This is a genomic window from Pseudomonas sp. AB6 (assembly GCF_034314105.1).
Lineage (GTDB): Bacteria > Pseudomonadota > Gammaproteobacteria > Pseudomonadales > Pseudomonadaceae > Aquipseudomonas.
In genome coordinates this window covers 2849741-2862942 of the sequence record NZ_JAVIWJ010000001.1, presented here as the reverse complement: position 1 = coordinate 2862942, position 13202 = coordinate 2849741, and the positions used below count along the sequence as shown (strand labels likewise).

18 protein-coding genes are annotated in these 13202 nt (G+C 52.6%); 11 read left to right on the top strand and 7 right to left on the bottom strand.

Translation table 11 applies throughout. The features are described 5' to 3' along the window. The first annotated feature begins 82 nt into the window (after positions 1-82). On the top strand, positions 83-475 hold the full coding sequence (locus RGW60_RS13555) for a transcriptional regulator (protein WP_322205080.1): 393 nt from the start codon (positions 83-85) through the stop codon (positions 473-475). Positions 476-578: 103 nt separating this feature from the next. On the opposite strand, the gene RGW60_RS13550 is transcribed toward RGW60_RS13555, so the two are convergent. The 3 genes from RGW60_RS13550 to RGW60_RS13540 all read right to left on the bottom strand — a co-directional run bounded on the left by RGW60_RS13550 (position 579) and on the right by RGW60_RS13540 (position 2322). After that, complete coding sequence (locus RGW60_RS13550; protein WP_322205079.1) at positions 579-1457, bottom strand: DUF6279 family lipoprotein; 879 nt, start codon at positions 1455-1457, stop codon at positions 579-581. A gap of 52 nt (positions 1458-1509) precedes the next feature. Then, on the bottom strand, positions 1510-2028 hold the full coding sequence (locus RGW60_RS13545) for a hypothetical protein (RefSeq protein WP_322205078.1): 519 nt from the start codon (positions 2026-2028) through the stop codon (positions 1510-1512). Between the two features lie 114 nt (positions 2029-2142). After that, positions 2143-2322, bottom strand: coding sequence for a hypothetical protein (locus RGW60_RS13540; RefSeq protein ID WP_297833192.1), 180 nt, complete (start codon positions 2320-2322; stop codon positions 2143-2145). Between the two features lie 350 nt (positions 2323-2672). On the opposite strand from RGW60_RS13540, the gene RGW60_RS13535 reads away from it, so the two are divergent. Then, complete coding sequence (locus RGW60_RS13535) at positions 2673-3509, top strand: S1 RNA-binding domain-containing protein (protein WP_322205077.1); 837 nt, start codon at positions 2673-2675, stop codon at positions 3507-3509. A gap of 54 nt (positions 3510-3563) precedes the next feature. Here the strand turns inward: RGW60_RS13535 and RGW60_RS13530 are convergent, their stop codons facing one another. Continuing rightward, a complete protein-coding gene (locus RGW60_RS13530) occupies positions 3564-4190 on the bottom strand; it encodes a DsbA family oxidoreductase (RefSeq protein ID WP_322205076.1) in 627 nt (208 codons plus the stop codon). Positions 4191-4342: 152 nt separating this feature from the next. Between RGW60_RS13530 and RGW60_RS13525 the strand changes: the two genes are divergently transcribed. Beyond that, positions 4343-4759 (top strand): DUF2177 family protein, encoded by a 417-nt coding sequence (locus RGW60_RS13525; RefSeq protein WP_322205075.1) that lies wholly within the window; start codon positions 4343-4345, stop codon positions 4757-4759. Positions 4760-4819: 60 nt separating this feature from the next. On the opposite strand, the gene RGW60_RS13520 is transcribed toward RGW60_RS13525, so the two are convergent. After that, positions 4820-5200: a hypothetical protein gene (locus RGW60_RS13520; protein ID WP_322205074.1), complete on the bottom strand. Its 381-nt coding sequence runs from the start codon at positions 5198-5200 to the stop codon at positions 4820-4822. 257 nt (positions 5201-5457) lie between these two features. Here RGW60_RS13520 and RGW60_RS13515 point away from each other — a divergent pair, with 257 nt between their 5' ends. From RGW60_RS13515 to def, 3 genes are all read left to right on the top strand, one after another. Next, positions 5458-5649, top strand: coding sequence for a CsbD family protein (locus RGW60_RS13515; RefSeq protein ID WP_322205073.1), 192 nt, complete (start codon positions 5458-5460; stop codon positions 5647-5649). A gap of 229 nt (positions 5650-5878) precedes the next feature. Next, the gene (locus RGW60_RS13510; RefSeq protein ID WP_322205072.1) at positions 5879-6847 is read left to right on the top strand and encodes a YihY/virulence factor BrkB family protein; all 969 of its coding nucleotides are present in this window, start codon (positions 5879-5881) and stop codon (positions 6845-6847) included. A gap of 40 nt (positions 6848-6887) precedes the next feature. Beyond that, the gene (gene def / locus RGW60_RS13505; protein ID WP_322205071.1) at positions 6888-7427 is read left to right on the top strand and encodes a peptide deformylase; all 540 of its coding nucleotides are present in this window, start codon (positions 6888-6890) and stop codon (positions 7425-7427) included. Here def and RGW60_RS13500 read toward each other — a convergent pair whose 3' ends face one another. Both RGW60_RS13500 and RGW60_RS13495 read right to left on the bottom strand, forming a co-directional pair. Continuing rightward, positions 7428-8303 carry a methyltransferase gene (locus RGW60_RS13500; protein ID WP_322205070.1) on the bottom strand — a complete coding sequence of 292 codons (876 nt, stop codon included), beginning with the start codon at positions 8301-8303 and terminating at the stop codon, positions 7428-7430. It lies immediately after the preceding gene. A 103-nt stretch (positions 8304-8406) separates the two neighbouring features. Further along, the gene (locus RGW60_RS13495) at positions 8407-8745 is read right to left on the bottom strand and encodes a GNAT family N-acetyltransferase (protein WP_407074053.1); all 339 of its coding nucleotides are present in this window, start codon (positions 8743-8745) and stop codon (positions 8407-8409) included. Between the two features lie 468 nt (positions 8746-9213). Between RGW60_RS13495 and RGW60_RS13490 the strand changes: the two genes are divergently transcribed. The 5 genes from RGW60_RS13490 to RGW60_RS13465 all read left to right on the top strand — a co-directional run bounded on the left by RGW60_RS13490 (position 9214) and on the right by RGW60_RS13465 (position 13046). Next, complete coding sequence (locus RGW60_RS13490) at positions 9214-10005, top strand: phosphate/phosphite/phosphonate ABC transporter substrate-binding protein (protein ID WP_322205068.1); 792 nt, start codon at positions 9214-9216, stop codon at positions 10003-10005. 349 nt (positions 10006-10354) lie between these two features. Continuing rightward, complete coding sequence (locus RGW60_RS13480) at positions 10355-11368, top strand: ABC transporter substrate-binding protein (RefSeq protein WP_322205067.1); 1014 nt, start codon at positions 10355-10357, stop codon at positions 11366-11368. Between the two features lie 150 nt (positions 11369-11518). Next, the gene (locus RGW60_RS13475) at positions 11519-12076 is read left to right on the top strand and encodes a GNAT family N-acetyltransferase (protein ID WP_322205066.1); all 558 of its coding nucleotides are present in this window, start codon (positions 11519-11521) and stop codon (positions 12074-12076) included. Further along, complete coding sequence (locus RGW60_RS13470) at positions 12073-12576, top strand: hypothetical protein (RefSeq protein WP_322205065.1); 504 nt, start codon at positions 12073-12075, stop codon at positions 12574-12576. Before RGW60_RS13475 ends, RGW60_RS13470 begins: the two co-directional genes overlap by 4 nt. 32 nt (positions 12577-12608) lie before the next feature. After that, positions 12609-13046 carry a nucleoside deaminase gene (locus RGW60_RS13465; protein WP_322205064.1) on the top strand — a complete coding sequence of 146 codons (438 nt, stop codon included), beginning with the start codon at positions 12609-12611 and terminating at the stop codon, positions 13044-13046. The last annotated feature ends 156 nt before the right edge of the window (positions 13047-13202 follow it).

The following is a 13202-nucleotide window of genomic DNA, read 5'->3' as shown; positions in this document are numbered from 1 at the left end:
AGGAGCGAGTCACACCCATGAGTGCACAACCCGATGGCCAGTGGTCACGGGTCATTACCCATGCGGATGGAGGTAAAAAATCATGACGGACTATAACTGGGGTCTTATCGAGCGCCTGCTCCACGAAGTACAAAATGGTTCAGGCAAAAGTTTCGCCCCGCGCGCTTATGCGGAGCAACACGCTGCTGCACTGGACGCGGAAGGCTCGCCGGTCGGCAATCTGGATGAGCTCAAAGCGTTGGCGGCTGATTACGAGTCACTGTTGTTCAAGCGAGGCTTTATCGAAACCCGCCCAGAAGAAGAGGGTGGTAGCGGTGAAAATTTCATCCTGACCCCGCGTGGTGCCAGTCTTTTGGCCCTGCTGGACAGTAGCATTCCGGGTAATGACCACCCGCGTCAGGTGCTGGACGAACAGGCCGACGCGCTGGATCCGGATACTTTCGACAGTGTGGCATCTAAAGCTCAGATCGCTTGAGTAGGCGCGCTTGTCTCACGACCCGTTGCCTGGCCGTCTTACATTCCTGCACCGCATCGCCATTTCTCGCGGATAAGCGCGCCCCCACGGGGTAGGTGATGGGCTACTGCGTTAGCTGTGGTGCCTCTTTCAGACAACTCAAATTGGCGAAGTCGTTGCGCACGTCAGAGATTTTCTCGGTCAGGCGCTGGCGCTGATCGGGGGTGCTTTGAGCCATGAGGTCAACCAGTAAGCTGATTGCTGCTTGCTCGGTATGCTCATATGCCTGGCGGTACTGTGGTGTCCAGAAGCTCTCCCGATCCTGCAACAAGGGCGTGACGCGTTGTGAGAAGTCGGGTGATTTTCGTTGCTGAACGGCTGCGATGAACAGCCCTTGCCAATGTGTGCGGTTATCGATCCACAATTGATTCTGCTCGCCGAGCGTCACTGACCAGTCGACTACGCGTTGGTGCTGAGGGGCGGTCAACGTACCCATCCATGGGCCAAGGCGATTTTCCATTCTCTTCGTCCGATCAATAATCTGCTTGTCTAGCGGCAGGTCCACAAACTCTTTTTTGTGCTCACGCAGGTCGTTGGCAAACGCCTCTTGCAGAGTTTGTACCTGTTTGTCTTCTAACTGACTAAGCAGTTCAATTGCCGTTGGCGTAACCTGCTTGGAGATATGTTCTATTGCCAATCGGCCTTCGGCAGCACGCGCCTTAAGCGTGAGCTCGGTTATCTGTCTGGTTTCGACCATCTTCTGCAAGCGGTCCAGCCAAATCAGATAATCGGGGATTTGAGTAGTGCAGTGCCAGCGCAAGTGCTCTTTAAGGCGATCATCTAGCCAGCGTTTCTGAGTCGAGGTCATTCCTAAATAGTCATTAATCGACCAGGGAATAATGATGTCCAAATGGCGATAGGCTAATCCGACACGAGTGCATCCAGACATCATCAGAAAACCCGTTATCAAGAGTGTGATGACGACCTGGGATGGCGTACGCATGAGTAGGGGCTCCTCGCTGCCAGACTTGCGTTAAGGTGAGTCAGGCGTTTTTTTACGGCATTGACCTTGCCGTCTTCGCAATCAAGCCGTTAGCGACGAACTGGGCTTGCTCGAATGACGGGTAACCGCTGGTGGCGACATCCAGTTCGGCATATTCCGCGCGCAATCGTTCCGCTTGTTTTGGATCGGTGAGGGTCAGCCGTTGTGCAAGCAACGCAATCGCCAAGGGGTGTTTGCGCCGGGCTGCTTGCTCAAGCAAGTCGTTGGACTCGGAAGGGTTGTGCTCTGCGCGGATCAATAATACGGCCTGATAAAATTCAGCCTCACCACTTTGATCTTGATGGGCGGCGCGTTGCAGCAATGCTTTGGCCAACTCGGTGTTTTCATTTCCCCTTGCGCTGACCAGCAACTTCGCTTGGATCATATCGTTTTGATACAGCAAATATTGAGCTCGGCAGGGGCTGGCACTCAGGGAGTCATCACTGTTTGAATTGAAATTAGTGGTGTTGTCGCAGCGGTGTGTGCAACCACCCAAAAATAGCAGCGCGCCGAACATCATCCATTTAGTCATTTTGGATTCCACTGAGGGACAAACATAAACGGGCGAGTCGGGTGGCGCGGGATCGATGGCCCTAGCGCTTTGAGGTCAAAGCGCCTAGAGATCGACATCTGAAGCGCAGAAAAATCACTTTTTACCGAGGGTGATCTGCTTGGAGGGGCCGAAGGTTTGGCCGCTGACGCCTTTGGCGATCTGCTGGATTTCGCCACCGGTTTTCAAGAAAGCTGCAATCTGTGCGTTGATCGACTCGCTGGTCTCAACGGCTGGAGCTGCCTTTGGTTTTGAATTGGATGCTTTTACACGCATGGCTGCCAAGGACCTATATAAATTTAATACGGCCAGCAATTGTATATGAATTGCTTGACAATTGCTTGGTAAATATAGCGCTAAAATAATGTGAATTTTGCCGTCTTTTCTTGGATTTTTTACGGTTGTGTTGAGCGGCTAACCCGCTGTTCTGCAACGAAGTTGATGCACTGCCGCGCGCCAGACATCATTCGCAAATCTCAACCGTCCTGGGCTGACCTGACGAGTGGAATGAAGTTTCGATTTCCATTGTCTGGGTCTCCATGGGTAAAACCTTGATTTTCCTGACGCCCCGAACACAGCCGACAAAGTCGGGTAGAATACTGTCCACGTAATTAGGGTATTTGGATATGGCTTTAGTCGGGCGCTACAACACTCTGCAAGTGGTTAAACACACCAACTTTGGCCTCTATCTAGACGGCGCACAGGACGGCGAAATTTTGCTGCCCAACCGCTACATCCCAAAAGATATCCCTAGTGAAGATGAGGATTGGCTCAATGTTTTCGTTTATCTGGACAGCGACGATAAGCTGATTGCCACCACTGAAAAACCTAAAGTTCAAGTCGGTGAATTTGCCAGCTTGAAAGTGCTAGAGGTGAACAGCATTGGTATCTTCCTTGATTGGGGTCTGTCGAAGGATTTGCTGCTGCCTTATTCCGAAGAAAAACGCACGATGCAGGCGGGCGAGTATTGCGTGGTCCACGTCTATCTGGACAAACACACACGCCGCATCACTGCAACCGCTCGGCTAGACCGTTACCTGGACAAGACGCCGGGTGATTACAAGGTCGGTCAGGAAGTTAATTTGCTGGTGGCTGAAGCGACTGATATGGGCTTCAAGGCCATTATCAATAACAAGCACTGGGGCCTGATCCACAAAAACGAAGTGTTCAAGTTTTTGCGTCCCGGCAAAGAAGAAAAAGGCTTCATCAAAGAAATTCGCGCCGATGGCAACATCAGTCTGAGCCTGCAACCGGTCGGTGAAGAAGCTGCCGGTAGCTTGAATTCGAAGATCCTGTCCAAGTTGCGCGACAACAATGGCGTGCTCCCTGTCAGCGATAAAAGCGATCCACAGGTCATCAGCAGTTTGTTCGGCGTCAGCAAAGGCAACTTCAAGAAAGCGATTGGCGCATTGTACAAACAGGGTCTTATCGTTATTCATGCGGATCGCATCGAACTGATATAAGGCTCCATGAGCTGACGGCGTGCGGTACGTCCCATCGAATCAAGCGGGTATCGATTACGCGCAAAGCCGGTCGATCTCCCGTTTGAACGGGCCGAGACTCATCGTTCCGTTCAGCACCACCGCCTCGCTTAAGGGCTGATCAGCTCGACGAATCAAAAAAGCCGGCACCGCGCGCAACCCCAATTCATCGGCAAGTCCTTCGTCAGCGACTATCTGATCGGTGTAATGATGATTCGACAAAGCGCTACCTAACGCTTGAGGGTCTAGACCCGCACGGCTGCCCACGTCAAGCAGCTCCGGAATGTCGCCAATGTTACGCCCGAATTCGAAGAATGCTCGAAACGCTTCTCTGTGAAAACTCTCGAACTTACCGTGAGCTTTGGCGAACGCTGCTGCTTCCAAAACGTTGCGGCTACGCGGTTGAACGGGAGGTAACTTCATCAATACCTTGCGTTTTTGCGCCATTGGATACACGGCTTGCAGCCACGTGGCGCGCAGATAGTCGGCGCCTGGATCGAGTGTTGCAAGCGGTTCCGGACGCAGCTCGAACGCATGCCATTGCACCGTAATACGTGACCCGTATTCCTGCTGCAACTGATCGACTATCGACAGTTGCAGGTAGCAAAAGGGACAAACATAGTCGCTCCAGATGTCGACTTTCAAAGGTTGGTCGCTGTTCATATCCAATTCTCCATGACTGCTATCTAACAATGACTCTGGCATCGAAAGAAAAGTCCTACCGTTGGGAGGATCAATTCAGGACAGAACAGGTCTACTTAACTCTGCAGGTATAATCTGCCCGCCCAGCCGCTCCAACCGTCCAGGTACCCTCAATGAAAAAATACCTCACCGCCTATGTCAGCACGTTATTGGTATTCCTTGTGTGCGATGGAATTTGGCTCGGCTTGCTCATGGGGCCGAAGTACCGAATTTGGTTAGGCGCTTTAATGGTCGACACACCCGTATTAGGCCCTGCACTGGCTTTTTATCTGCTTTACGCGGTGGGCATCGTGGTGTTCGGAGTCATGCCCGCTTTGCAACGCGAGCGGGCAGGCAGGGCAACGGCCGGCAGTGCGTTTTTAGGGCTGATGGCGTACGCCACTTACGACCTGACTAATTGGGCCACATTACAAGGTTGGCCAGCACAGTTGGCCCTAGTGGATCTGGCTTGGGGGGTGGTTGCATCGGGGCTGGCAGGGACGGGCGGCTACCTGATAACCCGCAAGCTGCAAATGCGCGGGTATATCTAAACTGGGCAGCGCAGCGAGAAAGATTGGAGTCCGCCACGCCAATTGCGGGCCGAGAGCGGGTTACTTTTGAAGGAAGGACGCGAACTGAACGTTTGCGCCATCAGGGCGCACGTCTTTTAAAAACGAGTCTTTGTCCGCGCTGAGCTCCAGGCTAACGGTGCAGTTGCGCTTATCTTTGTTACGAACGACCAAGCCGTGCATGTGGTCGCGCAGAAACACCGTCGGCACTTTTAAGTGCAGCAGCTGATCAGTGCTTGGAGTGTGCAACAGTAAATGCACCCACTCGTACTGACCGATTTGTAGCCGACTCATCCGCAGGTCGAACCACCAGATGTTTTTATTGGCGTTGAGCGCGGTGAAGTGGCTGTTGTTAGTACCGAGCACGGCACCGCCCAGCTCTTGGTTTCTGCGAGCGATGGCCAGTTTTTTGTCGAGTTTCATAACGTTCCTGTGTATCCGTGTGTTCAGCGCTATGACCTTTACGACCATAGCCTAACTGCGTGGCGCATTCTCGGGGGTTGCCGCGCAAACTTAAAGTTAAACCTTCAGGCAGAGAGCAAAAGATGTTGTTTTGCCCTGATTAATCTGGCGACGAACGGAGCCCCCAGACGAGATTTTTTTTGAAACTCTGTCAGAAAGAGCGCGTCAATCGTTATGTCGAGCGTACGACACCTATTTTCGGTTTAAGGAGAATTACCATGAGCAGCACGGGCGATAAATTCAAAGGTATGGCCAACGAAGCAGTTGGTAACGTCAAACAAAGCGTAGGCAAAGCCACTGACAATTCGAAACTTAAATCTGAAGGAAAAGCCCAGGAAATCAAGGGTGATACCCAGCAAGCCGTGGGCAAAGCTAAAGATGCCGTGAAGAAGGGTGTCGATAAAGCCTAAGCAAATCTCGGGCTTTAGATACTGTTAAGCGCGACGGCCATCTTGTATGGCCGTTGTTTTTTGTGCTTGAGATGTGGGTCAGGTGAATGCTGACAGATTTTGATACCTCTTTACGGTCGCCAACCAGGCTACGTTAAAGTAAAACGCCAGCCCTCGAACGGAAGCTTGAAGTTGAAGCGCTTGTCGATCAATAGCGAAGTCAGCTTGATATAAGTCGTAAGGAGACACCATGATTTTTCCAAAGCTCGGCGACCTTCCCATGAGGAAGGTGTTAATGCGAACCGTCAACGAGTTTATGGATGACGAAATGTCGACCTATGCGTCGGCACTGGCTTATCAGATGCTGTTCTCGCTGTTCCCATTCTTGTTGTTTTTGATTGCCCTGATTGGTTTCCTGCATTTACCGGATTTTTTCTCTTGGCTGCGACTGCAATCAGAGTTGGTGTTGCCACCGCAAGCCCTTGATCAAGTTAATCCCGTGATCGATCAGTTACAGCAATCGAAGGGCGGACTGTTATCGATCGGTATCGTAATCGCATTATGGACCGCGTCGGCCGGTGTTCGCTTGATGATGAGCGCCATGAACGCTGCCTACGACGTTCCCGAAGGGCGTCCGATCTGGAAGCGTTTTCCGCTGTCGATCTTGTACACCATTGGCATCGCCGGGATGTTGCTTGCTGCCGCCGGACTCATGGTCACCGGGCCGCAAGTTATGAGTTGGTTGGCCGGACAAATCGGCATGCAGGAGTTCATCGTCACGCTGTGGACTATCCTTCGCTGGCCGGTAATCGTCGTGTTGCTGATGGTGGCGGTGGCTCTGATGTATTTCGTTATGCCTGACGTTAAGCAGGAGTTTCGGTTCATTACCGCAGGCTCGGTATTGGCGGTGGTGGTCTGGATTGTTGCTTCGCTAGGCTTTGGGTATTACGTGAAAACGTTTTCCGATTACAACGCTATGTACGGCAGTATTGGAGCAATCATCGTTCTACTGCTGTATTTCTATATTTCAGCGGCGGTCCTATTACTCGGCGCGGAGATGAATGCGGTGATTGAGCACATGCATGCGGAAGGCAAAAACCCCGGAGAAAAAGAAGCCGGGGGTGGCGTTCAGCGAAGGCCAATGACCAAACATATTTCGGGTATAGCGCACCATAATTCGATACCGGCCAGTGTGAAGGCTGACGAATCGTCGGCCTGATGTGGCACGATTACGTACTTGGCCCAGAGATAAGGTTTTTATGATTTACGAAATTCTGAAAATGGGCGACGAGCGCTTGTTGCGTATCGCCCCGCCGGTTCCCGAGGCAATGTTCGGTACGCCCGAACTCCACGCCCTGATCACTGACATGTTCGAAACGATGGACAGTGTCGGCGGCGTTGGTTTGGCAGCGCCTCAGATTGGGGTTGATCTACAGTTGGTGATCTTTGGTTTTGAACACAGCGAGCGTTACCCTGAAGCCGATGCAGTACCGCAAACGGTATTGCTTAATCCGCTGATCACTCCGCTGAACCCTACGGTGGAAGAGGGATGGGAAGGGTGCCTGTCAGTGCCGGGTTTACGCGGTATGGTAGATCGTTACGAGCATATTCGTTACGAGGGCTTTGACCCCAATGGTCAACCCATCCAGCGCACCGCCCGCGGTTTTCACGCGCGCGTGGTGCAGCATGAATGCGATCACCTGATCGGTCGGCTTTATCCATCAAGAATCACCGACTTCAGCAAGTTCGGCTATATGGACGTTCTGTTTCCAGACATGGACCCAAATGCCGACGAATGACTAGGGTTTGGCGCTGCCGGTCAATTTTTTTGGGTGAGCGGGCTTTATGAAACGCAGGGTAAGACGGTCAGATTCGCCGATGGCCACATATTTGTCCTGATCCTGATCACCCATGGTTAGCGTCGGCGGCAAGGTCCAGACACCCTGCGCATAGTCCTTGGTATCCTTGGGGTTGGCATTGATTTCGCTGCTACCCGCCAGCACGAACCCCGCATCGGTAGCCAGTTTTACGACGTATGCGGTGGGTAAATAGCCACTGTCTTTAATCGATTCTTGCGATGCATCTTCGTTGGCCCGGTGGTCGACCACGCCCAAGGTGCCCCCCCGTTTCAATACGTTATAGAACCCTTTGAACATCCCAGGCGCATCGTCCGCCATGACCCAGTTGTGCACGTTACGGAATGTCAGCAGTGCGTCGGCGGAAGCCGGCTTGCCAAACACCGGGGCCTGGGGATCGAACTCGACGATCTGCGCTTTGCGGTAATGGGTTGGGTCTGCGGCAAATTTTTGTTTTAGTCGGTCAGCCGCCTTGCGCGCATTGTCCCCGGTGGCGGTCGATTGCACAGCGGCAATGTAGCGGCCTTTATCTTTGAGGAGCGGTGCCAATAGTTCACTGTACCAGCCGTTGCCAGGGGTAATTTCAATCAGCGTTTGATTGGCGCGCAAGCCAAAAAACTGCAAGGTTTGCTGTGGGTGTCGGTATTGATCACGCGCACTGTTTTCTGGCAAGCGCCAAGATCCTGAGAGCACTTTGGCAAACTGCGCGGCAGTGACTGTGGAGGCTGGGGCATGGATGTCGTAAGTCTGAGCTTGAACTTGATTGAGCCCAAGCCCCAGGAGAGCAGCGAGGGAGCAAGCGATAAGCGAAAATTTCATACCAATCCTTGTCGTTTGGCCCAATTCAGGGCCACTGGCCGAAAGGCTAACACGCAGATTTAGCCTCACAACTACACTTTTTAACGATGAGCATGATTGCTTTCTAAAACGGGCCGCTGGACCTGCCCATGGCGATAAGAGATTTGGTTCTGCAGTAGCGCTCGAAACGGTCCGCCAAAGCCCCAGGCAGTGAGGGGTTGAGTTGAAATCCGCCACGTTGATAGAGGTTGAGGAGGCCAGGATTGCAAAACAACCAGACCGGTCCCACCGCGTGCGCCACTGCCTCTTGAATTAAGTCACTTGCAATATTTTGCCCGCGCAGCGACGGCGCTACGAACAATCCGGTAAGCCAATGCCCGGTTGCGACGGCGGTTAGGCACAGCGCCCCAACAATCTCGGGTTTTTTCGCCACCCACAACTGTGCCTGCGTGGGCGATCGCATTGGCGATTTGTGGTCTCGATAGAATTTGTTCAGTAACGGTCTGGCCGGTTCGGGCAGCACGCAGAAAAGGGTAGTAGGCATAATACTCAATAGCGCAGGGGTGGCAGATCAAAAAGGTGGGTTCAGCCGCAATGACCGTTTGGTGTGCGCTGCATCATAACCCGCTGCATTGGGGGTCGGTGCGATGTCAGATTAGGTGTATAACTGAGCCCAGATTCCCCACATCGGAGTACACATCATGGCCAAAGGTATGGATTCAAAGAAAGCTGACAAGAAAAAACCGGCGAAAACCCTCGTAGAAAAACGCGCTGACAAGAAGGCGAAGAAAGATAGCTGAGATCAGTTGTTCAGCCTTTGATTTAGCAGTGCGGAGCCTCCCAGGCTCCGCTTCTTTTTTACCGCTCTCAGTCCATCACTCATGGGTTTACATTATTTCGCGGCGCCATTGCACCCACTAGGGGCCTGAGCATGACCCATGGCTTTGCAGCACTGTTAATGTATACCGCGCCGGACCGGCTGCGAGAGGCCAGTGAAGCTTGGTTGTCGAGAATCCTACAACGGCTCGACGTCATTGGAGACGATGCTGAACACGAGATTGCATTGTGGTTGGCGCCCAATTTGCTCCTGAGTCAGACCTGTGGCTATCCGCTGATGACCTCGTTACGGGGCAAGGTGCGGTTGATTGGGCGCCCGGATTACAGACTTGCGCACAGTGCCGACGGCAACCATTGCAGCCTCTTGCTAGTGCGTGACGATGATCCGCGTGCCGACCTCGAACAGTTTCGCGGCAGTCATGGGCTAATCAATAACCAAGATTCCAATTCCGGGATGAACCTGCTGCGCCATCGCCTGGCGCCGCTTCAACGTGATGGGCGCTTCTTTTCGATGGTTTCACTGACGGGCGGTCACCGGGAGAGCATGCGTTGGCTGCGCGATGGACGGGGAGACCTGGCTGCCATAGACGGCGTGACCTATGACTATTTGGCCCGAGATGCCAGCTGCGAACTTAATGGTCTGCGGATACTTGCCCAAACCGCGACCAGTCCGACCTTGCCTTACATCTGTGCTATTTCGCTCGATGCCGTTGCGGCTGAGCGCATCCGTAATGCGATGAATTTGGCACTTCAAGACCTACCCGAGGTCGCCGCCATATTAGCAATTCATGAAGTTTTACCGGCTACGGAAGCTGATTATCAAGTGCTGCTCGATTACCGGCGCGAAGCCGAGAGATGGGGATTGCGGCGTCTGATTTCAGAATGATTTTAATGATGTTAAGAATTAAAAAAATAGTTGAGCAGGATTATTAATACGTAAGCGCTTACGTAATTGACGTCGACTGGATGTGAGGAACAATTATTTCAAGGTAATACTCTGCATTGAACCGCGCAGTCTTTCCCTTGAAAATCCCACACTAATGACTAAAACCCTGCAATGGGTCGATGTATTGCTTGACCGCTGACGAGCAAGGTCAAAGCGACTTTTTTGTTGTCACAGATCAATAGCGTGACGTATCCGCAGATAACAGTTGAGTGGGGTATTTGCCAGCGTTCTGTCAGCACTGCATGAACAAAGCATTTACCCGCTGCCTCCCAATGACCAAGAGACGACCATGACTTCAATAAAACATCTACTGGGCAGCACCGTATTGGCGTTGGGAATTCTCTCGCAGCCGGCGCATGCAGTTGAAAAAACGACCCCTATTCATTTTGGTGATATCACATGGGAAAGCGGTAGCTTGATCACAGAAATCCTGCGCTCCATTGTCGAAAAGGGTTACGGCTACCCCACCGACACCCTGCCGGGCAGTACCGTCAGTCTCGAAACGGCGTTGGCCAAGGACGATGTTCAGGTCATTGGTGAAGAATGGGCAGGGCGCAGCCCTGCATGGATCAAGGCGGAAGCTGAAGGCAAGGTATTTGGTCTTGGTGATACCGTCAAAGGTGCAACGGAAGGCTGGTGGGTGCCGGAGTACGTTATTAAGGGAGATGCCGAGCGCGGCATTAAAGCGGTCGCGCCTGACCTGAAATCAGTGGCCGACCTGCCGAAATACAAAGACGTTTTTCGTGACCCTGAATCACCAACCCAAGGCCGTTTCCTCAACAGCCCTACGGGCTGGACCTCTGAAATTGTCAACACTCAAAAGCTCAAGGCTTATGGCCTGAACGACAGCTACGTCAACTTCCGCACCGGTTCCGGTGCAGCATTGGACGCCGAAGTTACCTCATCAATCCGTCGCGCAAAACCGGTACTGTTCTATTACTGGTCGCCGACGCCGTTGCTTGGTCGCTTCAAACTGGTGAAGCTTGAAGAGCCGCCGTTTGATGCTGATGCCTGGAAAACCTTGTCCGATGCCAATAACCCTAATCCCAAAGGCTCGCGCTCCTTGGACGCGCATTTAGCCATTGGTGTCTCCGCGCCGTTCCACGCCAAATACCCAGACCTTGTCGCGTTTTTCCAGAAGGTCGATTTGCCGATCGATCTGCTCAACAAAACCTTGGGCCAAATGAGCGAAAAACGCTTGGAACCGCATGCGGTTGCCCAGTCGTTCCTGCGCGATCACCCGGAAGTCTGGACTGCATGGGTCCCGGCCGATGTTGCGCAAAAGGTTAGAGGTAGTCTGTAAACCGTTTACGACCGTGTAGATTGGGACGGCTCCGCGCTCCTACAGATTTATTTTTAACACTATCGATGACCGCAGCGCATGCTTCCTGAAACTCGCTTGTGTGCACATGTTGTGCGTAAATCCTTCCCATGCTTTTAGAGCGAGGCGTAGATGGGCAGGACAGGGTTTGAACTCCTTACAGAAAGGCTGCTGATTCGCGAACTGAAAATCGAGGATGTGCCGGTGCTTGCCTCAATTTTGGGCGACGCGCAGGTCATGCGACATTCAGTTGGCGGTGTAATGAGTGAAAAGGAAACGCGAGAGTTCGTCGCGGGTTGCGTTTTTTCCTACCAAGCCAATAATTTTGGCCCATGGGCAGTTATTGATAGGGCGACCACGACCTTTATCGGATTCTGCGGTCTGAACGCTGAGCCGGTCGAGGGCGCCGAAGAAGTAGAGATCGGCTATCGCTTGAGCCGCGAGTTCTGGGGTAAAGGATTGGCGACCGAGGCTGCCATGGCCTCCCGAGATTATGCGTTCGGTACGTTAGGCGTCGATTCATTGATCGCAATTGTCGAACCTGAAAATATCGCCTCGGTGAATGTCATCGAGAAGCTAGGTTTCAACATATTTATCCACAGTCAGTATCATCGACGTGGCGTAAAGATTTACCGCATGACTCGGCAACGCTGGGTTGCACTTATTGCCAAGGCTGAGGAGGGGAAATGACAGGGACGCGTAAAGTCGCGGTACTGCGCGTCTTTAATCTGATGCTCATGGTGTTGGCGGTGTTGCTCATGAATACGCCGCGCAGCGTGTTGGCTACCGAGAGCAATGACAATGCCTTGGTGTTTGTTCAGCAACACCATTTAGGCGATAGCCTCGCTTGGCTGGGCTTTCAAGTTGCCTCACGCACTGCCACTTTCGCTGGTATTTTGCAGAAAGTAGGTAAGGTTCAGGGGCAAACCTTAGTCCAAAACGAGCTGCAACGTTTGCAGCCCATCTATCAGGAACAGTGGAACCGTAACTTGGCGGCGGCCTATCGCGAATCGTTTAGCCCCAGCGAGATGCGCACCTTGAATCAGAACGATGTGCCTAAAGAATTGGCGACCAAGTTTCAGGCGAGACAGAAAGACGTAGGGATGAGCATGAAAGCCAAATCGGCAGAGTTGCTCAAAACCTTCGTCGCCCAAGTGCTGCTCAGTGCACAGACCAAGTTATCCCAATAGCCACGCCATCGTTCCAGCGTCAGGAGATTTCCATGGATCTATTTATGCAAGCGGCGCTTGAAGAAGCTCAATTAGGGCTGGCCGAGGGTGGTATTCCTATCGGTTCGGTTATTGTGCACAACGGGCAGATTATTGGTCGGGGGCACAATCGGCGCGTGCAGGAGGGCAGCGCGATCAAGCACGGTGAAATGGACGCATTAGAAAACGCGGGTCGTCAATCGGCTCAAACCTACAGAGAGTCAGTGCTGTACACCACGTTGTCGCCCTGCGCGATGTGCAGTGGCGCTATCCTTCTGTACGGGATTCCAAAAGTAGTGGTCGGTGAAAATCAAACGTTCATGGGCGAAGAAGAACTGCTGCGTTCACGAGGTGTGCAAGTCGATGTAATAGATAATCACAGCTGTGTCGAGCTGATGCGCGATTTTATCGCCAGCAAACCTCAGCTATGGAACGAAGACATCGGCGAGTAGCTGGGCACTGCCTTCTCGTTCGTCAGATCCACTCATACGAATACTTGTAAATGGTCTAAGGTGTCATTTGCGTGCGATGACGTGAGCGTCTTCATGACGCTTGAGTCTCATAAAAATAGTACTGGTCACCGCCTGAAGGGCACTTCCTCTGTGCTT